The 20,461-nt window shown below is 56.5% G+C and carries 14 protein-coding genes; 7 read left to right on the plus strand and 7 right to left on the minus strand.

Annotated elements, in window-relative coordinates:
* Positions 1 to 29: 29 nt before the first annotated feature.
* The 4 genes from OS190_RS15470 to xdhA are packed head-to-tail and all read right to left on the minus strand — an operon-like array spanning position 30 to position 6,119.
* A complete protein-coding gene (locus OS190_RS15470) occupies positions 30 to 1,550 on the minus strand; it encodes an ABC transporter ATP-binding protein (RefSeq protein WP_267159622.1) in 1,521 nt (506 codons plus the stop codon).
* Positions 1,550 to 2,344 (minus strand): xanthine dehydrogenase accessory protein XdhC, encoded by a 795-nt coding sequence (gene xdhC / locus OS190_RS15475; RefSeq protein WP_267159623.1) that lies wholly within the window; start codon positions 2,342 to 2,344, stop codon positions 1,550 to 1,552. The genes OS190_RS15470 and xdhC overlap by 1 nt, the downstream gene beginning before the upstream one ends.
* Positions 2,341 to 4,731: a xanthine dehydrogenase molybdopterin binding subunit gene (gene xdhB, locus OS190_RS15480; RefSeq protein ID WP_267159624.1), complete on the minus strand. Its 2,391-nt coding sequence runs from the start codon at positions 4,729 to 4,731 to the stop codon at positions 2,341 to 2,343. The genes xdhC and xdhB overlap by 4 nt, the downstream gene beginning before the upstream one ends.
* Positions 4,728 to 6,119 carry a xanthine dehydrogenase small subunit gene (gene xdhA / locus OS190_RS15485; protein ID WP_267159625.1) on the minus strand — a complete coding sequence of 464 codons (1,392 nt, stop codon included), beginning with the start codon at positions 6,117 to 6,119 and terminating at the stop codon, positions 4,728 to 4,730. The genes xdhB and xdhA overlap by 4 nt, the downstream gene beginning before the upstream one ends.
* Positions 6,120 to 6,299: 180 nt before the next feature.
* Here xdhA and dnaE point away from each other — a divergent pair, with 180 nt between their 5' ends.
* Positions 6,300 to 9,836: a DNA polymerase III subunit alpha gene (gene dnaE, locus OS190_RS15490; RefSeq protein ID WP_267159626.1), complete on the plus strand. Its 3,537-nt coding sequence runs from the start codon at positions 6,300 to 6,302 to the stop codon at positions 9,834 to 9,836.
* A gap of 67 nt (positions 9,837 to 9,903) precedes the next feature.
* On the plus strand, positions 9,904 to 10,950 hold the full coding sequence (locus OS190_RS15495) for a hypothetical protein (RefSeq protein ID WP_267159627.1): 1,047 nt from the start codon (positions 9,904 to 9,906) through the stop codon (positions 10,948 to 10,950).
* Positions 10,951 to 11,019: 69 nt separating this feature from the next.
* On the opposite strand, the gene OS190_RS15500 is transcribed toward OS190_RS15495, so the two are convergent.
* Positions 11,020 to 11,214, minus strand: coding sequence for a SlyX family protein (locus tag OS190_RS15500; protein WP_267159628.1), 195 nt, complete (start codon positions 11,212 to 11,214; stop codon positions 11,020 to 11,022).
* Between the two features lie 112 nt (positions 11,215 to 11,326).
* On the opposite strand from OS190_RS15500, the gene hisS reads away from it, so the two are divergent.
* From hisS to hisG, 3 genes are read left to right on the plus strand one after another with little or no spacing between them, the layout of a single operon-like run.
* Positions 11,327 to 12,964, plus strand: a complete 1,638-nt coding sequence (gene hisS, locus OS190_RS15505; protein WP_267159629.1) for a histidine--tRNA ligase — start codon at positions 11,327 to 11,329, stop codon at positions 12,962 to 12,964.
* Positions 12,964 to 14,043, plus strand: a complete 1,080-nt coding sequence (locus OS190_RS15510; RefSeq protein ID WP_267159630.1) for an ATP phosphoribosyltransferase regulatory subunit — start codon at positions 12,964 to 12,966, stop codon at positions 14,041 to 14,043. The genes hisS and OS190_RS15510 overlap by 1 nt, the downstream gene beginning before the upstream one ends.
* The gene (hisG, locus tag OS190_RS15515) at positions 14,040 to 14,774 is read left to right on the plus strand and encodes an ATP phosphoribosyltransferase (protein WP_267159631.1); all 735 of its coding nucleotides are present in this window, start codon (positions 14,040 to 14,042) and stop codon (positions 14,772 to 14,774) included. Before OS190_RS15510 ends, hisG begins: the two co-directional genes overlap by 4 nt.
* Here the strand turns inward: hisG and OS190_RS15520 are convergent.
* Positions 14,740 to 15,171: a DUF1489 family protein gene (locus OS190_RS15520; protein WP_267159632.1), complete on the minus strand. Its 432-nt coding sequence runs from the start codon at positions 15,169 to 15,171 to the stop codon at positions 14,740 to 14,742. The genes hisG and OS190_RS15520 overlap by 35 nt on opposite strands.
* A 178-nt stretch (positions 15,172 to 15,349) precedes the next feature.
* On the opposite strand from OS190_RS15520, the gene OS190_RS15525 reads away from it, so the two are divergent.
* Positions 15,350 to 17,617, plus strand: a complete 2,268-nt coding sequence (locus OS190_RS15525) for an adenosylcobalamin-dependent ribonucleoside-diphosphate reductase (protein ID WP_267159633.1) — start codon at positions 15,350 to 15,352, stop codon at positions 17,615 to 17,617.
* 25 nt (positions 17,618 to 17,642) lie between these two features.
* Positions 17,643 to 19,388, plus strand: a complete 1,746-nt coding sequence (locus OS190_RS15530; protein WP_267159634.1) for an LTA synthase family protein — start codon at positions 17,643 to 17,645, stop codon at positions 19,386 to 19,388.
* A gap of 319 nt (positions 19,389 to 19,707) precedes the next feature.
* Here OS190_RS15530 and OS190_RS15535 read toward each other — a convergent pair whose 3' ends face one another.
* Positions 19,708 to 20,400 (minus strand): FadR/GntR family transcriptional regulator, encoded by a 693-nt coding sequence (locus OS190_RS15535; protein WP_267159635.1) that lies wholly within the window; start codon positions 20,398 to 20,400, stop codon positions 19,708 to 19,710.
* Positions 20,401 to 20,461: the final 61 nt, after the last annotated feature.

The raw sequence follows: 20,461 nt of genomic DNA on the forward strand, positions 1-20,461 counted from the left end.
TCTTGCCAATAAACTCACGGCGCAACTGATCAGACATGCGCCACCTCCATTCCATGTGCGCCGCCCATCATCAGACCGATTTCTTCGACGCTCAACCCCCCCGCTGGACGTGGTTGCGAAAGTCTTCCCTCGTTCAACGCGGCAAAGCGGTCAGAAATCTCCATGAGTTCATCAAGATCCTGACTGATGACAACCAGTGCCGTGCCGCCCTCTGCCAGATCCAGCAATGCCTGACGGATCGCAGCTGCAGCAGAGGCGTCCACACCCCAGGTCGGCTGATTCACAACCAGCAGGTCAGGGCGTTGCAAAACCTCGCGGCCGATCACGAATTTCTGTAAATTCCCGCCAGAGAGCGATCGTGCCGCGTTGGATGGGCCAGGCGTGCGAACATCAAAGGTTTCAATGATCTTTTCGGCAAAGCGGCCTGCGCGCGCCCAGTTCAACAAGCCGCGGCTTTCCAGTTTCTCGCGTACCGCAGCAGTGAGCATGGCGTTTTCCGTCAGTGACATATCGGGGGCCGCAGCATGCCCCAGGCGCTCCTCGGGCGCGCTCAGAATACCCAGGGCGCGGCGCGGTGTCGGGCCAAGCTTGCCTACGTCGACCCCGCGAAAAGCCACCATGCCAGGCGCGCTGAGCATCTCGCCTGACAGGGCGGCAAGCAATTCGTCCTGTCCATTGCCCGCGACACCGCCAATGCCGAGCACTTCACCAGCGCGCACGTCGACCGAAATTTCGCGCAGTGGCATGCCAAATGCATTGGGCGATTTTGCGGAAAGCTTGTTAAGTGAAAGCACGACCTCGCCCGGCTCTTTTCCCGCCCGGGTCGGCGTCTGCAGCATCTTGCCCACCATCATTTCCGCCATATCACGTGCCGAGGTGTCGCGCGGGATGCAATGCCCGACGACCTTGCCCAACCGCAAAATCGTGGCGCTGTCACAAAGGCTGCGGATTTCTTCGAGCTTGTGTGAAATATACAGGATCGCGGTGCCCTCGGCACTGAGCTTGCGCAGGGTCTTGAACAGGATTTCCACCTCTTGCGGGGTCAGCACCGATGTCGGCTCATCCATGATCAACAGTTTGGGGTCTTGCAGCAAACACCGGATGATCTCGACTCTTTGACGCTCCCCGGCAGACAGATCGCCCACGACGCGATCAGGGGACAAGGGCAGGCCATAGGTGTCGGAAACGTCACGAATTTGTTGGCTGAGGGCATTGAGCTTGGGGGCGTTTTCCATGCCCAGTGCGATGTTTTCGGCCACGGTCAGTGCATCAAACAGAGAGAAATGTTGAAATACCATACCAACCCCGGCCGCCCGCGCCGCGCGTGGTTCTGCGGGGGCAAAGGGAGCGGCGAACATCTGCATCTTGCCCGCGTCCGGCTTAACCAGCCCATAGATCATCTTGACCAATGTCGATTTTCCGGCACCGTTTTCGCCAAGCAACGCATGGACTTCGCCGGGTGCTATTTGCAAGGAAACATTGTCATTTGCGACAACGCCGGGATAGGCCTTGGTCAAGCCAGATAGGTCAAGGAGAGGGACATCCGTCATCAGCAGGCTGCTCTTTCTGTTTCGGATTTATCTTGCACAGTCTGCGCAAAACGCAAGAGCGCGGTTGCACTGGAATGGGCGATTTGATCGGGATGTTTGCCGGCACGCGGATCACCGATTGGACAGGTGATGGCGTTGGGGTCAAGGCCATGTGCCCGCAGGCGTTTTTGGAAACGCATCCATTTGGTTGCCGATCCGATCAGGCCACATGAGGCAAAACCTCGCTTTAGAAGCGCGGCGCACAGCGCCAGGTCGATATCGTGTGAATAGGTGAAGATGAGGTGATGTGCCGATACCGGTGCAAACCCCGCAAGGCGGGGCATGTCGACAGTTGGCAGTATGCGAAGCAAAGGTGGAATTTCCTTTGGAAAACGCGATGCGGCGCAATCAATCCAGGTGATGTCAAAGGCTTGCACCACAGACAGGCTACGTACAACTGCGCGGCCCACATGACCAGCACCCCAAATCCACAGCGGCCCCAAAAGGGTGTCGGGCAACAGCCCTGGATCAATAGGGATCGGATGTGCGGCATCTACGCAAAGCGGGCGATCAGAATATTCCAGGGTTACGGCCCCACCGCAACATTGACCCAGATTTGGCCCAAGCGGCAGCTTTTCCTGGTGGTGTCTACGCCCCTCGCGCAGCATCCGGCGCGCTGTGGCCATCGCTTGATGTTCCAGGGCGCCACCGCCGATCGTCCCTTCAGCGCAGGTTTCGCTTACCCGCATGACCGTACCCGCGTCACGTGGAGCAGAGCCTTGTGTTGCGCTGATCTCAACTGTGATCCACCTCATTTTTGGGCCCGCCCGATGGCTGCAAGAACCGCCTCAGCGGTTGCAGGGGCCTGCAGGTCGCCGTAACCAGGGCCGGTCGCCGAAATGGCATCGGAGAGCGCAAGGAAGGCGGAAATACCCAACATGAGGGGCGGTTCGCCTACGGCTTTGGATCGGTAGACTGTTTGGGCCGGGTTGGGTTGGTCCCAAAGAGCGACGTTGAAAATATCAGGCCGGTCAGAGCAGGCCGGAATTTTGTAGGTTGAGGGAGCATGGGTTTTCAAAGCGCCCTTGTCATCCCAGACCAGTTCTTCGGTCGTGAGCCAACCGGCACCCTGAACATAACCGCCTTCGATCTGGCCAATGTCGAGAGCCGGATTGAGCGAGGCACCCGCATCATGCAGAATGTCGGTGCGCAGGATACGGTTTTCCCCTGTCAGTGTGTCGATCACGACTTCAGTACAAGCCGCTCCATAGGCAAAATAGAAAAACGGTCGCCCTTTGCCTGCGATACGGTCCCATTCGATGTCGGGAGTTTTGTAAAAGCCGGTGGCCGAAAGGGAGACACGGGATTGATAGGCAAGGGCCGCAGCATCCGCAAAAGTGATCGTTTCAGAACCGATTTTGACCATCCCATCCGCAAAGGTGATGTCACGGGTCTGATAGCGTTCCGCCAGATGCGCCTCGATACGCAATCGAATTTCATCGCAAGCGTTCTGCACTGCCATGCCGTTGAGGTCCGACCCCGAAGAAGCGGCGGTGGCCGATGTATTGGGCACTTTGGCAGTATCGGTTGCAGTGATCTTGATCATCTCGATCGGCACGCCAAACCGACTGGCAGCAACCTGGGCGACTTTCTGGAACAAGCCCTGACCCATCTCGGTGCCGCCATGGTTCAGATGGATGGATCCGTCCTGATAGACATGCACAAGCGCACCGGCCTGATTGAGATGGGTGAGCGTAAAGGAAATTCCGAATTTCACCGGGGTGAAGGCAATGCCCCGTTTCAAGACGGTATTTTTCGCGTTCCATTCGGCAATGGCTGCGCGTCGGTTGGAATAGTCCGCGCTGATTGCCAACTCGTCGGTTAACGCGTTGATGATGCAATCCGTGACGGGTTGATGATAGGGCGTCGTTTGCGCGGTTTCTGATGCGGCCGGTACAGAAGAGGGGCGCGGTTTTTCAGAACCGCGCGAGGTCATGTCGGCTGCCTTGTTATGGATCGGTTGCGGCGGTGGTACTGCGACGGGTTCAGATGGCACAACCCGGTCTGCATAATAATTGATGCGGCGGACAGCCAAAGGATCAAGTTCAAGATGCTGCGCGATATGGTCCATGATCTTTTCGATGCCCAGCACCCCTTGAGGGCCGCCAAATCCACGAAAGGCAGTGGCCGACTGGGTATTGGTCTTGAGCCGATGCGAGACTATGCGCACATTGTTGAGATGGTATGCGTTATCAGCGTGCAACATCGCACGATCCGCAACGGGCAGGGACAAATCCTGTGCCCAGCCGCAGCGGGTATAATGCGTCACGTCCATTGCGGTGATGCGGCCGTCCGGTTCGATACCGACGGAATAGTCGATCTGGAAATCATGGCGCTTGCCAGTGATGATCATGTCGTCATCGCGGTCATAGCGCATCTTGCAGGGTTTTTGGGTCTTTTGCGCCGCGACAGCACAGGCCACTGCCAGTGCATTACCCTGGCTTTCCTTGCCACCGAACCCACCACCCATGCGGCGGGTTTCAACGCGCACGGCGTGCATGGGTTTGCCGATGGCATGGGCCACTTTATGTTGAATTTCAGTGGGGTGCTGTGTGGAAGAATGAACCAGCATATCGCCACCTTCCTGTGGCAGAGCCAGAGCCGCTTGCCCTTCAAGGTAGAAATGTTCCTGCCCGCCCATCATGAGGCGCCCGGTCAGAATTTGAGAAGCTGACGCCAAAGCGCCCTTGGCGTCCCCTTTCTGATAGATCCGTGGGCCGTCTTCAAACCTGCTGTTGGCGTCCAGCGCGTCTTGTACGCTCAGGATTGGCTTGGTTGCGGCGATGTCGGCCCGCCCCAGGGCAGCGGCCCGTCGCGCATCAAGATGACTGGTTGCAATCACGAGAAACAGGGGTTGTCCAACATGATGAACGCTGCCAGCGGCAAGCAGGGGTTCGTCCTGATTGGACGGCGAGACGTCACAATCATGTGTCAAATCCTGCGCCGTCAGGACAGCAACCACACCTGGCGCGTTCGTAACCGCCTCCAGGTGCAAAGCGGTGAGAGTGCCCGCGGCAATTTTGCTTGTGCCAAAAGCGAGATGCAAAGCATCCGCTGGCGTCGGTATATCGTCGGTATATCTCGCCTGACCGGTCACATGCAGGCGGGCGGCGTCGTGCGGCAACGGCTTGGCGATGCTCATGGGCGGACTTCCTGAACATTGGTTGCAGTGCCGTTAATGTCGTACAAGTAGCGCAGCAACAGGTTTTGCGCTGTTTGTAAACGGTATGCGGCAGATGCGCGCATGTCGCTAAGTGGCTGGAAATCATCCGCCATTGCCGCCATTGCGTGGCGCATTGTTTCCTCGGTGAAGGGCTGGCCGATGATTGCAGCTTCTGCATGCGCGGCACGTTTGGGAATGCCTGCCATGCCACCATAGGCAAGACGGACAGCAGTGACTTTGCCCCCCGACAGGTCCATGGAAAGACAGCCGCAGACTGCAGAAATGTCTTGATCAAAGCGCTTTGACAGTTTGTAGCAACGCAGGGTGTCGGGTTGCTTGGGGATGCTGACTGCTTCGACGAATTCACCTGCCTGCCGGTCCTGTTTGCCGTATTCGATAAAGAAATCCTCAATGGGGAGAGTACGACGCCTGTCGCCCCTGCGCAGGTGCAGCGTGGCCCCCAGTGCGATCAGGGCAGGCGGACCATCGCCGATCGGCGAGCCATTGGCGATATTGCCACCGATGGTCGCGGCATTTCGGACCTGCACGGACCCATAGCGGCGGATCATCGCCGCAAAGCTGGGAAAATGAGGGGCGATGGCTGTCTCTACATCGGACATTGTGGTCATCGCTCCGAATTTGAGGTCGCTGACGGTTTCCTGCAAGCCGCGCAGATCCGCGCAGTTGTTGAGGAAAGCAATCGGCCCCAGGTCACGGAACTGTTTTGTCACCCACAGACCTACGTCGGTCGCACCTGCAACGAGGGTCGCGTCGGGGTTGTCGACGTACCAACGTGCCAGCGAGTCCGATGTGCGGGGCTGGATGTGTCTGGAGTCATCAGGTTGCGGTTGGGGTTGCTGTGGTGCAGTGGGATTTTTGGCCAAGGAGATAAGGTGTTGTGGTACCGGTTGACCCTCTGCGGCAACGGCGGCGCGGATGATGGGGGCATAACCGGTGCAACGGCACAGGTTACCCGCAAGCTGGGTGTCATGGTCGGTGGCCCCGTTCAGATGTGCCGTGGCCATGGAGACGACAAACCCCGGTGTGCAAAAGCCGCATTGGCTGGCGTGATGGTCAATCATCGCGGTTTGTACCGGATGCAGGGCACCATCGGCCGCGGCAAGGCCTTCGACGGTGGTGACCTGTTTACCGTTCACTTGGGGCAAAAACAGGATGCAGCCGTTCAAGGCACGCGAACCTTCAGTGTCGGTGATCATCACCGTACAAGCGCCGCAATCACCTTCGTTGCAGCCTTCCTTTGTGCCGCAAAGGTGGCGTTCCTCGCGCAGCCAGTCAAGTAATGTAGTGGTAGGAGAAATGTCTGAAAGGGAGACATGCGTTCCGTTAAGCAGAAACGTGACGTCCATGGTGTTGGCCTGTCGCGGTACAGGTGCCCCCTAATGGCAGTTGTGTCCGATGCGACGTAGAACACGGGTGCAGGGCGTTGATGACAAGGCTACGCGCAGGGCCGGTTCAATTGCAAGAAAAAATGCGTGGCTCCTACGCTGGCACTGGTGGCGGGCGCGCGCTGCGTCTAATCTTGGGGCATGACAAAAACTCCCCGATTCATCCACCTTCGCACCCATTCCGAATATTCTTTGCTGGAAGGGGCGCTGCGCCTGAAAAAACTGCCTGAGATGTGCCGGGATGCGGGTATGCCGGCGCTCGCGCTTACCGATACCAACAATATGTTTGCGGCACTGGAGTTTTCTGTCGGAATGGCCGGTGCTGGGGTGCAGCCGATCATGGGGTGCCAGGTTGATCTGGCCTACCTGACCCCGCAAGCAGGGGAGCGGCCCAAAGACCCGGCACCCGTGGTGCTTCTTGCGCAAACCGAGACAGGATATGAAAACCTGATGAAACTGAACTCCTGTCTCTACCTCGACAAGGGTGGAGCCTTGCCACAGGTTACGCTGGACGAACTGGAGGCTTTGTCAGAAGATATTATTTGTTTGACCGGGGGGGCAGACGGGCCAATTGGCCGGCTGTTGCAAAACTCCCAGCGTCCCGCCGCCGAAACGCTATTGATCCGATTGAAAGGCATGTTTGGCGACAGACTTTATGTCGAACTGCAACGCCATCCAGGCGAAGGGGGCAGGCCGGAAAGCGAAGGCACCACCGAACAAGCTTTTGTCGAAATGGCCTATGCATTGGAGATACCATTGGTTGCGACCAATGATGTCTATTTTCCAAAAGCTACGATGTACGAGGCCCATGATGCACTGATTTGCATCGCGGATGGTGCCTACGTGGACCAACAGGAAAACCGGCGCAGACTGACAGATCAGCATTATTTCAAGTCCGAAGCCGAGATGGTGACCTTATTCGCCGATCTGCCCGAAGCGGTTGAAAACACCGTCGAGATTGCGCGGCGTTGTGCCTTTATGACCTATCGCCGCGACCCGATCTTGCCGAAATTCGCTGACGATGAGATTGCGGAATTGCGCCGGCAGGCACAGCAGGGATTGCAGGCGCGACTTGCTATCATTCCACATGCGGCACCTGTGGAAGAGTATCAGAAGCGGCTGGATTTCGAACTTGGCATAATCGAGGGCATGGGGTTCCCCGGTTATTTCCTGATTGTTGCGGATTTTATTAAATGGGCCAAGGAACACGACATTCCCGTGGGGCCGGGGCGGGGGTCGGGCGCGGGGTCGCTGGTAGCCTATGCTCTGTTGATCACAGACCTTGACCCGCTGCGCTATTCGCTGCTGTTTGAGCGGTTCTTGAATCCGGAACGTGTATCGATGCCGGATTTCGACATCGATTTTTGCATGGACCGTCGCGAAGAGGTCATTCAATACGTTCAGCAGAAATATGGCCGCGATAGGGTTGGGCAAATCATTACCTTTGGTGCGCTGCTCTCCAAAGCGGCGGTACGCGACATCGGTCGCGTCCTGCAAATGCCCTATGGTCAGGTGGACCGTCTGTCCAAGATGATCCCCGTTGAAGGGGTTAAGCCGGTGTCGATCGAAAAGGCCCTCGCCGATGAACCGCGTCTGCGCGAAGAAGCCCGGAACGAAGAGGTCGTGGCCCGATTGCTGGACTACGGGCAGCAGGTCGAAGGATTGCTGCGGAATGCGTCAACCCACGCGGCGGGGGTGGTGATTGGCGACCGGCCGTTGGACCGGTTGGTGCCCCTCTATCAGGATCCGCGGTCGGATATGCCTGCGACACAGTTCAACATGAAATGGGTTGAACAGGCGGGCTTGGTCAAGTTCGATTTCCTGGGACTCAAAACGCTGACCGTGATCCAGAACGCTGTGGACCAGATCAAAGCCTCGGGGCGTCACCTGCATCTGGCTGCGGACGGCACGGAATTGTTCGAGCCGCCGCAAGGCCTGTTGGACGACATTGCCACGATCCCGCTGGATGATGAGGCGTCATTTAAGCTTTATGCCAGTGCAAAGACCGTCGCAGTTTTCCAGGTTGAATCCAGTGGCATGATGGATGCCCTGAAACGCATGAAACCGACCTGTATTGAAGATATCGTGGCGCTCGTCGCGCTGTATCGCCCAGGGCCAATGGAAAATATTCCGACCTATTGTGAAGTCAAGAATGGCTTGCGCGAGATTGAATCGGTGCATCCGTCGATTGACCATCTGTTGGCCGAAACCCAAGGCATTATCGTTTATCAAGAACAGGTCATGCAAATTGCGCAGGTCATGGCGGGGTATTCACTTGGCGGAGCGGATCTGTTGCGCCGGGCGATGGGTAAAAAAATTGCCGAGGAAATGGCCAAGGAACGCCCGAAATTCGAAAAGGGCGCGATGGCCAATGGCGTTGACAAGAAAAAGGCCACGGAAGTTTTCGATCTGTTGGAAAAATTCGCCAACTACGGTTTCAACAAGTCCCACGCGGCGGCCTATGCCGTGGTCAGCTATCAGACCGCATGGCTCAAGGCGAACCATCCGGTCGAGTTCATGGCCGGGGTGATGAATTGCGATATTCATCTGACTGACAAGCTGTCAGTATATTTCGAAGAGGTACGTAAACGGTTGGAACTTCCCTGGGTTCCGCCCTGCGTGAACCGCTCTGACGCGACCTTCAAGGTGGTTGACGGCGCATTGGTCTATGCGCTGGGCGCGTTGAAAAACGTCGGTACAGAAGCGATGAAGCTGATCACCCAAGGACGCAAGCTTGAAGCGGAGGACAAACCCTTTGCGACCCTGTATGATCTTGCTCGTAGGGTTGACCTGAAACGTGTCGGCAAACGGCCGCTCGAAATGCTGGCGCGTTCCGGGGCATTTGACCAACTAGACACAAATCGCCGTCGTGTGTTTCAGGCGCTGGATTCGTTGGTAAGTTATTCTGCTGCGATCCATGAACAGAAAGCGTCAAATCAAGTGTCGCTGTTTGGCGAAGCCGGGGAAGATTTGCCAGAGCCCCGTATGATGCCTTGTGATGATTGGGAAGCCGCCGAGCGGCTGACTGAAGAGTTCAAGGCGGTTGGTTTTTACCTTTCCGGTCATCCGTTAGACGATTACATGACCCCGCTGAAACGCAAATGGGGGCGGGACGCGGGTGTGCCCTTCATGACTTTGGATGAATTGACTGAGAAAGTGACAGACCGGGGGGCCATGAACGCGCGCCTTGCGGGTGTGGTCGCAGGACGTCAGGAACGGAAATCCGCACGCGGCAACCGTTTTGCTTTTGCCCAGATGTCCGACCCGACGGGCGGATACGAGGTCACGTTGTTTTCTGATACGCTTGAAGCTGCGCGTGACCATTTGGAAACCGGTGCCAAGGTTGTCGTGACCGTAGAGGCGACGATGGAAGCGGACCAGTTGAAGTTATTGGGCAGGTCGGTGGCACCGGTAGATGCCGCGGTCGCCGATGCGGGCAACATGGGGCTGCGCGTTTTCATTGACGGTGCAGAAGCGATTGGTGCTGTGGCCGATGTACTGGACAGTGCGCGTCGTGCGGCCAAGACAGCGGGGCGCGGACCAGTACAGTTATGCTTGATGGACCCGAACCTGCCAGGAGAGGTCGAGGTCGATCTGGGTCAGGAATTCCCTGTGACACCGAAGATCAAAAGTGCGATCAGGTCCCTGGGCGGTGTTCTGGAGGTCGAAGAGATCTGAAACTGCGCGATGATGTGCGTGGACCTCTCATGTAGGATAAGGTAAACGAGGCCTTAACGAATGTGGGATGATCATGGGTAAAATCGGTTTCGCGGTTGGATTTTTGATGGTGCTTGCGGCCTGCGGTGACCCGTTGGCGGGGGTGCCGCGCATCTCCGAAGTTGATCTCGTCGAAACGGACCCTACTGCCCAAGCTCTTCCTACAGCAGAGGAAATTTCCCGCGAGGGTTTTTTTAACACCCCTTCGTCGCAACTGGATTCAGGTGCAATAGATCCTCCCAAACAGCTTGATACAGCTCAGAGCCAGCCTGCGAAGGTGGACCAAGCCGCTCCGCGATCTGGAGGATTGCTTGGGTTGTTGCGACGTGCAACGACCGAGCGCCAGCCAGGGGCCACAGGGGCCAAAGATACATTGTCAGAGGATGCGTTCGAGGCGGCCAAGGCTGCCGAGCCTGTCGTATCGGAAGACCAAACAACGCAAGAGCCAACCGCGCTGGCATCACTGACCTCAGCTTCAGATCCTGTTGCAGAGATTGCTACTACCACGAAGCCAGTGAAACGCGGGCTGTTTGGTCGGCTGGCCAATTCACGTTCTGCAACGACATCTCAACAGGCTCGAGAAAGTAACTTGCCTGAAGTCGAATACGGTACCCAATTGCCCTATGGCGTGATCGCCCGGAGTTGCGCGTCCAGGCGTCAACCACTGGGACGAAAGGTGGATGCCGCGCCGGCAAGCGGTTACAAACTCTATGATACCAACCCCGGTGCTGCCGGCCCGCGCACCTTTTATATTACCGGCTTTGATGATGGCTGCCCGCGCCAATTGACCGCTGCCCATGTTTTATTGGGTGAACCGTCGTTTTATGAACAGTTGTATTACGGTCCCGCAGGACAACATCTTCCGATCGGAGAGACAGATCGTGCCTATGAAAAGATAAAGGGACGGATTTGCGGTGTCCGCAAAGGCAAGCCTTGCGGCGCGAAAATGAAACGGTTGGAGCGAGAAACAATATTTGTGAACGCCTATGGACGTCAGGATGATAACAATCGTTGGTCAGAACAGTTGATTCACGATGGTCAGGTTCTGGCGAGTGCCATGAAGAGCAGCGGCTGACCGGGCAGAGGGAGCTTCACCAAGTTTCGATTTTGGTTAACAAAACCAGATCCGTTGATAGGTGACCCTTTAATAGTGCGGTGGCTGCTCGTCGCCCATGACGACTGCACCACTGCCCGAAGCTTCCCGCTCACCCTCGCGCTGCATCAGCATATGGACCCGCCGGTTCAGCGTCGTAATCTCCGCCTCCTGCCGCGCCACGATGTCGCTCAGGTCATCAACGGTGCGCGTCAAATGCGCGATCTGTTCTTCTAACTTTTCCATGTCCGTGGCTGTACCATGTGTTTTCAGCGGCGGTAAGGGGGATAACCTTGCCCCACCGCGCCCCATCCGCTAGATGCGCAGCAAAGATGCACCGGACCCCAAAAGGACCACCATGGCCAAGGTAAAAAAGACCCCCCGCCCCAAGGCAGAAACGCCCAAGGGATTTCGCGACTATTTCGGGACCGAAGTCACTCATCGCGCTGACATGCTATCCAAGATTGCCGCCGTCTATCACCGCTATGGCTTTGATGCGTTGGAGTCTTCCGGTGTTGAAACAGTACAAGCGCTGGGCAAGTTCCTGCCCGATGTGGACCGCCCGAACGAGGGGGTTTTTGCGTGGCAGGAAGACGCGGACGCCGACAAACCCGGCGATTGGCTGGCCCTGCGGTACGATCTGACGGCCCCATTGGCGCGGGTCTATGCGCAGCATCAGAACGATCTGCCGAAACCCTACCGTCGCTATGCGATGGGGCCAGTGTGGCGGAATGAGAAGCCCGGACCGGGGCGGTTTCGCCAGTTCTATCAGTGCGATGCGGATACGGTTGGTGCCTCTAGCGTTGCGGCGGATGCCGAAATTTGCGCGATGCTGGCGGATTGTCTTGAGGAAGTCGGCATCGAGCGCGGTGATTACATCGTGCGGGTTAACAACCGCAAGGTGTTGAATGGGGTGATGGAGGTTGCAGGCCTGTCGGGCGACGACAAAGAGGCCGAGCGCGGGATTGTGCTGCGTGCGATTGATAAGCTGGATCGGTTGGGTGTTGATGGCGTGCGCGCGCTATTGGGTGAGGGCCGTAAGGACGAGAGTGGGGATTTTACGAAGGGTGCAGGGCTGAGCGAGGCGCAGGCCGATGCTGTGATGGGGTTTGTAAATGCTAATGCGGCAGTACTAGAAAAGCTTCGTGATGAAGCAAGACAGCTATCTGATGAAGATCCTGCTATGGCCGGTGTCGCGAACGCAATCGCTGATGCCGGTGACGTCCAACATCTTTTGGAGCGCGAAGATGCGATCTCATATAGGTCTCAGTGGAATGGATTAGTGACTGCGCATCTATCTGAACTCGTTTCCGAGTCTCCTATAGGTCGAAGTGGCGTCGAAGAACTAGCTGAAATTGAAAGCCTTTTAATTGCCGGTGGATACGAAGCAGACCGCATCGTCATAGACCCCTCCGTCGTCCGAGGCCTCGGCTACTACACCGGCCCCGTCTTTGAGGCCGAACTCACCTTCGAGATCAAAGACGAAAAGGGGCGCACCCGCAACTTCGGCTCCGTTGCTGGCGGGGGGCGGTATGACGACCTGGTCAAACGCTTCACCGGACAGGAAGTGCCCGCGACGGGTGTCTCCATCGGTGTGGACCGCTTGTTGGCGGCACTTGACGCCAAAGGCCGCCTTGACAAGGCGCCGTCCGGACCTGTTGTCGTCACGGTCATGGATAAGGACCGTATGGCCGATTACCAGAAAATGGTCGCGGAATTGCGTGATGCGGACATTCGCGCCGAAGTCTACCTCGGCAATCCCAAGAACTTTGGCAACCAGCTGAAATACGCTGACAAACGCGGCTCTCCCATTGCCGTCATCGAAGGCAGGGATGAATATGAAAAAGGCGTTATCCAGATCAAGGACCTGATCCTTGGTGCAAAGTTGGCCGAAAATGCAACGCTGGAAGAATACAACGAACGTCCCAGTCAATATGAAGTGCCCCGCGATCAATTAATCGCCAGGGTGCGCGAAATTCTGGACAGCCAGAATTGATGCCAACACGCTCACAAACCCTCGCAAAGGCGACGTCGCTTCGCAGCATGTTCGAAACGCAAGGCGCGGCTCTGGTCGAACCGCCGATCTTGCAGCCTGCTGATACGCTGCTGGACCTTTACGGCGAGGACATTCGCGCGCGCGCCTATGTGACCTCTGATGCCTTGCGCGGTGAACAAATGCTGCGGCCTGATTTCACGGTGCCCGTTGTTCAGATGCATATGGCGCATGGGGCGGATCCCGCACGCTATACCTACGCAGGCGAGGTATTTCGCCGACAAGAAGACGACCCTGCACGCGCGAATGAATATATACAGGTGGGGTATGAAGTGTTTGACCGCACTGACCCGGCGGCGGCGGATGCTGAAGTCTTTGCATTGATTTCAGAGGCCTTGTCCGGGTTGCAGGTGACACCCGTGACGGGTGACATCGGGGTGCTTTTGGCGGCAGTTGATGGGTTGCAAACCACTGATGCGCGCAAAAAGGCGCTGATGCGTCATATCTGGCGACCCAAACGCTTTCGCCAACTGCTTGAGCGGTATGCCGGGCGCGCACCCATGCCGAAGACACGTGCTGCGCTCTTGGCTGGTGAAGTGACGGCGCAAACGCCGGTTATCGGAAAACGGGCACAAAGCGAGATCGATACACGCATCGAAGCGCTTCGTTCTGATGCAGCATCGCCGCCGATTTCAACCCGCGAGGTGGATCTGATCGAGGGGCTACTTGATCTCAAGGGCACCATGCCGCAAGTTCTTGGGCGTCTACGTGATCTGGCGATGGACCTGCCACAAATCCAAGAATCTGTGGCACGTGTCGCTTTGCGCGAGGCGGCTTTGAAAGCGCGGGGGATCAACACTGAGACCTTGATGTTCGAGGCCAGCTTTGGTCGTTCGTCGATGGAATATTATGACGGATTTGTTTTCGGTTTTCGGTCGGAAATGCGTCCGGATCTGCCCGCAATTGCCAGCGGTGGCCGCTATGATGCCTTGACCCGCCAACTCGGCCATGGCGGTGAAATTCCCGCTGTAGGCGGTGTGATGCGGCCGGGCTTGATGTTGGAACTGGAGGGCGCGGCATGACGCTTAAATTGGGCGTACCGTCCAAGGGCCGGTTGATGGACAAGACCTTTGACTGGTTCGGAGAACGCGGCATCACCTTGGAACGTACGGGGTCGGAACGCGAATATGCGGGCCGTGTTGAAGGCATTCAGGGGGTAAGCCTGATCCTGTTGTCTGCTGGCGAAATCCCTCGCGAACTGGCAGCGGGGCGTATTCATCTGGGCGTGACGGGTACGGATCTCATCCACGAAAAGCTGGCGCTGTGGCAACAGCTTGTCACGCCTATCGAAAAGTTGGGCTTTGGCCATGCGGATCTGATTATTGCCGTCCCGCAATGCTGGATTGATGTGGATACACTGGACGATCTGGACGCGGCAGCGGCGGCTTTTCGCGCAGAACACGGACATCGACTTCGGATTGCCACAAAATACCACAGATTGGTCCGGGAATTTCTGCGTGAACACGGAGTCGCCGATTACACCCTGGTTGATAGCCAAGGCGCAACTGAGGGCACCGTCGCGAATGAAACGGCAGAAGCGATTGCCGACATTACCTCAACTGGAGAGACACTGCGCGCCAATCATCTAAAGATTCTGACCGATGCGTTGGTTTTGCAATCGCAAGCTACCCTTTGGCACAGCCGCACCGCACCTTTTGATACCGCGGAAACGGAGGCGCTGGCCATTTTGATGGAAAAGTTGCACGGCGGTCGGGCGGTTACAGCACGCCAATCTCCGCCAGTGCCTGATTAAGCTCGACCGGCAATGCATCTTCTTCGGCGCGTCCATCCGGGAGGTCCATCGGGGCATCTTCCAGGGATAGATACCGCCATCCTTGAAAGGGACGCTTCAGGCTCGACTGGGTTCGAATGATCTCGGGTTCCAATACGATTGCACAGCGGCGAATGCCGTCAGCCCCGATGACTTCGTCAAGGCGATTTACGATTTGTCGACACTGGATTGCTCCTTTGATCACCCAGTAAATCGAACCGCCATTCACGATTTCAGCTTCGCGCTTGGGCCACATCCGCGTCACATGACGCGGATGTCCGTCCGCTGCCTGCGCACGCTTGGTCGCTTGCCACGCGGCAAGGTCTTCGACTGTTTCGGTGCCGACAGAGAGTTTGATCAGATTGACGGTTTTACCCATACATTTGCATGCCATTCATGACGGATATGTTCAAGGCTAATAATTTCAAAATATCGCCTATATAGTGGTTGAGTTGGGTTGATCTACAACATATAGATATTCATGCAGCTTCCAGAATCCCTGTTCCCTCTATATCCTGCTGCTCTGCCCACATCTATCCAATTTAGAAAGCCATACCATGACCCGATTTGCCGCACCCATCGCTGAACAGATCTGGGATATGAAATATAGGTTCAAGGATGCAGAAGGCACACCGCATGACGTGACAGTTGAAGACACATGGCGGCGTATCGCCAGGGATCTGGCACAGGTCGAGGAACAGCCGGAAGTCTGGGAAGAAAAATTCTATTCCGCGTTGGAAGATTTCAAATACCTGCCCGCCGGACGCATCACCGCGGGGGCAGGTACGGCGCGGCGCGTGACGCTGTTCAACTGTTTCGTGATGGGCACTGTGCCCGACAGCATGGGCGGCATTTTCGATATGCTGAAAGAGGCAGCTTTGACCATGCAGCAGGGCGGCGGAATCGGTTATGATTTCAGTACGATCCGGCCTAAGGGTGCGGATGTTTTGGGTGTCTCTGCGGATGCTTCCGGGCCGTTGTCGTTCATGGATGTCTGGGATGCGATGTGCCGAACGATCATGTCGGCAGGATCGCGGCGCGGCGCAATGATGGCAACGATGCGTTGCGATCACCCGGATGTAGAGGATTTCATCGCAGCCAAACAGGATCCCGCACGGCTGCGCATGTTCAACATGTCCGTTTTGATCACTGACCCTTTCATGGATGCGGTAAAAGCGGATGGACCTTGGGATCTGGTATTTGATGGCAAGGTGTATCGAACGGTACAGGCCCGCGAATTGTGGGATACGATGATGATGGCGACCTACAGCTATGCTGAACCGGGGGTCATCTTTATCGACCGGATCAATGCTGCCAACAACTTGAATTACTGCGAAACGATTTCGGCGACAAATCCCTGTGGCGAACAGCCTCTGCCGCCCTACGGAGCCTGTTTGCTGGGCTCGATCAACCTTGCGCGGATGGTTTCCAACCCCTTTGAGGCCGCGGCGTGCCTGGATGAAACCGCGCTGCAGGATCTGGTCGCCACCGCAGTACGGATGATGGACAATGTGGTAGACGTTTCCAAATTCCCGCTGCCCGAACAAGAACGCGAAGCTCAGGCGAAACGTCGTATCGGTCTTGGTGTGACAGGCCTTGCTGACGCCTTGTTGATGGTGGGGCAGCGATATGGCAGCGATGAAGCTGCGGCACAAACCGAAGTATGGCTCAAGGCTATTGCGCGGGCGGCCTATCTGGCCTCGGTGCAGTTGGCCAAGGAAAAGGGGGCGTTTCCGCTGTTTGACGCTGAGGCCTATCTGGCCTCCGGGACCATGACGCAAATGGACGATGATGTGCGCGATGCCATCCGTGAACATGGGATCCGCAATGCCCTGCTGACGTCCATAGCCCCCACAGGAACGATCAGCCTCTATGCGGGCAATGTGTCCAGCGGAATCGAACCGGTCTTTGCCTATGCCTACACGCGTAAGGTATTGCAAAAGGACGGTTCGCGCACCGAAGAAGAAGTTGTCGATTACGCCGTTCAGATGTGGCGCGACCTGAAAGGCGACGCACCTTTGCCGGACTATTTTGTGAATGCACAGACACTTGCGCCACTGGATCATGTGAAAATGCAGGCCGCTGCGCAAAAATGGGTGGATTCGAGTATCTCAAAAACCATTAATTGTCCCGAAGACATCAGCTTTGATGCCTTTAAAGACGTGTACATGGAAGCATGGGATACCGGCTGCAAAGGTTGTACCACCTATCGACCGAATGAAGTGACAGGATCGGTGTTAAGTGTTTCCGAAGAAACCAAAGCTGACAAACCCGTGCCGGTGACCGAAGGGGGCGAGGTGGTTTATATGTCCGAACCGCTGGACCGTCCCGAAGAGTTGGAAGGCAACACCTACAAGGTCAAATGGCCCGATAGCGAACATGCGTTGTATATTACCATCAACGACATCGTGCTGAATGGCCACCGGCGCCCCTTCGAAGTCTTTATCAACTCAAAAAACATGGAGCATTTCGCATGGACAGTTGCCCTGACGCGCATGGTGTCGGCTGTGTTCCGTCGTGGTGGTGATGTGTCCTTTGTCGTTGAGGAGTTGAAAGCCGTATTCGACCCCCGTGGGGGCGCATGGATGGGCGGCAAATACATCCCGTCGATCCTGGCTGCCATTGGCGGTGTAATCGAACAGCACATGATCGCCACAGGCTTCATCGCCGGCGAAGGTATGGGGCTGAAGGCGGATCCGCATGCCAAAGTCGTCGGCTTGGATGCACCGCGCGGGAAAGCATGTTCGAGCTGCGGTCAATATGAATTGCGCATGGTCGAAGGATGCATGACCTGTGGGTCTTGCGGGCACAGCAAATGCGGATGATGTGCGATCTGGTGTAGAACACATTATGCCTAATCTACTTCGTGGCCTTCACCGATATTTGCGGCTGATTTTGCCTTTATTGGTGCTGACTCTGGTGCATCGGTTTTTGGTCCTGGACCTCGATGCGACTTATAATTTTGGCGCCGTCTATCATGGTGCGGAAACCAAAATCGCTCTTTACAAGGCCTGGTGGCCGCAAAACCAAACCGCGATACTGGTTGGTTTGCGTAGTGATATCCTTTTTGTGCTCATTGCATCCTGCCTGGCCTTCATTTTCAAGTCGCGTCTGACCATCCTGTTCTTGATTGTTCTTTGCCTGTTTTACGCGGCAAATACGGAACATCTGCATTACAATTTTTCACACATCCGTCTTGGCACGCTACATATGGCGCTCAATCCGACTTTCATTGAAGGTTCGGGCCTCACGCCGGCTTTTCTACTCAATCTTTTTGCAATGTCGGCAATTGCCGTGGTCATATATCGCGCCACCCATTCGGCGCTGGTCAGGGCTTTTGCGGGATTTATCGCGGCTGCCCTGTGTGGGGCGGTCTATCTCTTGCCGCAGGAGTTCAGCCCGCTTGATCCGGGCTGGATGCAAACCCATCCTTTGGCGTTCTCTGTTCGCGCTGACCGGACTGCGGTTGGCCAACAGGATTTCCCGACAAATGCCCTGGACAGCGCCTCTCTTGCGCCGCTTTCGGGTGACGGTCCCGTCTACAATGTCTTGGTGGTCTATCTGGAAGGCGTTTCGCAATACAGCCTGACCACCGGCGATATGCCGTTTCTTCAGAAGCTTGCGGCCGACAACCTGTCCTTTACCCGTTATTTTGGCAATCAACTGCAAACCAACAATGGATTATATACCAGTCTGACAGGCCATTACCCGAATTTCCTTGGGGTTTCCTCCCCCTGGGACAGCTTGCACGCCGATACACCTGCCGCACGCGCAGCACTGCCCAACATCCTTGCAAGCCGCGGTTATACCACGGCGTTTTTGCAAAGCGCTGATCTCGCGTTCATGCAAAAGGCGACCCATCTTTCCCAACTCGGATTTCAAGAGGTCAAAGGCCGCGAAGCCTGGACGGATTTCCATTCCGAGAACGGCTGGGGGATCGATGACTTGGGATTGTTTGAGGCGTCACTTGAATACATTGACGGGCTTCCTCGGGACGCGCCTTGGTTGGTTTCACTGCTGACCTCTGGCACCCACGCCCCGTATAACGTTCCTGCCAATTTCATGCCGGAAGCACCCAGTCGCCTGCGGGCCATCAGATATGCGGACCTTGCAGCCGAAAAGCTGATAGAGGGGCTGCAGTCACGTCGTTTACTCGATAAAACAGTCGTAGTCTTCACAGCCGATGAATCCCGCGAACCGGGTGGACGGAGCAATCTGGAAAACGAGATATTGCTGAATTGGCTGCCGTTGATCGTTGCCCATCCGAATGGCAAGCGTGGCGCGATCGACTGGCCCCTCGGTGCCACAGCATTCCGTGATTTAGCCCTGCGTCTGGCGGGGGCGTGGGACTTTCACGAGATCGACAGATTGAATCGCCCGAATGAACCGCTCGTCTTTGGGAATTACTACAAACGCCGCGTCTTTTGGTTTGATCGTCAGCAAGGAGATTTCTATGCCTGTTACACGGGCAGTTTTCTCTGCGCCCAATTCACCGGTGTAACCGATCTCACAAAACTTGCGGGAATGAAGCCTGCAGCGGTATTGCGAGAACCCAAAATGCAGGAAATATTTCAGAGACATGAAGCCCCTCGTTAGGGTTTTACCTCCAGTTGGAAGAACGGTTAGCGAACGGGTTGGTTACAACCGCGTGCAGATTTGAACCAAAAAGAGTGATCTTGGCGTATCGTGGCATCTTATGCGCCTCAGGAGCAGAGCAGGTTCAGACCGTTGCAATGTGTCTGCCGGCTGTGACCGCATCGTTGATGCAACCAAGGCAAAGAAATGTGATCCTGTCGACATTCAGTAGTGGCAGGCAAAAGCCCAAGGTTCCGACGTGATCGACCGGATCATCCGACAGATTGGGGCGCATGCCGGGCAGGCTCAGCCCAAGGTAACATCGGCCTGTACGAGTGTGTCAGACCGATAGTCCGGTGCAGGCTGCGGTGTTACGTATGTGCGCCTTCATCGCAGCTTCGGCGGCATCGGCATCGCGATCATTCAATGCCTGGATTACAGCGCGGTGCTCGGCGATGGAATCGGCCATACGGTTCACTGCGGTAAACGGGATCGGTTGCCGCTGGGTTTCAGCAAGATAGGCCGCAACCTGTTCATATTGCTGAGACAACAGGGCATTGCGGCTTTTGCTGGCAATATGACGATGGAATTTGAGGTCTTCTTCAACGTTAACGATCAGATCCTGGCGGGCCCATGCGGCCTCCATCGCATCGGTCGCCGCCACCAGATAGGCAATGTCGTCAAAGGTCGCCATTTCTGCGGCATGCCGCGCGAGCCGGCACTCCAGCAACATGCGTACTTCAAAAACATCCTGCATGGCGTAACGTTCGGCATAACGCCAGCGGCTGCTATCCGGCGTTTCGGGCGTGGCACCGTCATCCGCTACAAAGGTACCCCGGCCAGGATAGGTGTGGATCAGTCCGAGGGTTTCAAGCGTCATCAAAGCCTCGCGCAGGGAGGGACGTGATACGCCCAGCTGCTCGGCCAGGATGCGTTGAGAAGGCAGGCGCTTGGATGGAGAGAACTCACCACGCTGGATCAGCGATTGAATCTTGCGCGCAACAGCTTGCGAGACGGGCGTCCGGTCAATCATGTCGTTGTTGGTCCTGTGTCGTTGCCATCGCGTTCCCCCTTACACCGATGAGACAGGGTTG

The sequence above is a fragment of the Sulfitobacter sp. F26204 genome (genome assembly GCF_026410305.1).
Classification (GTDB): Bacteria; Pseudomonadota; Alphaproteobacteria; order Rhodobacterales; family Rhodobacteraceae; genus Sulfitobacter.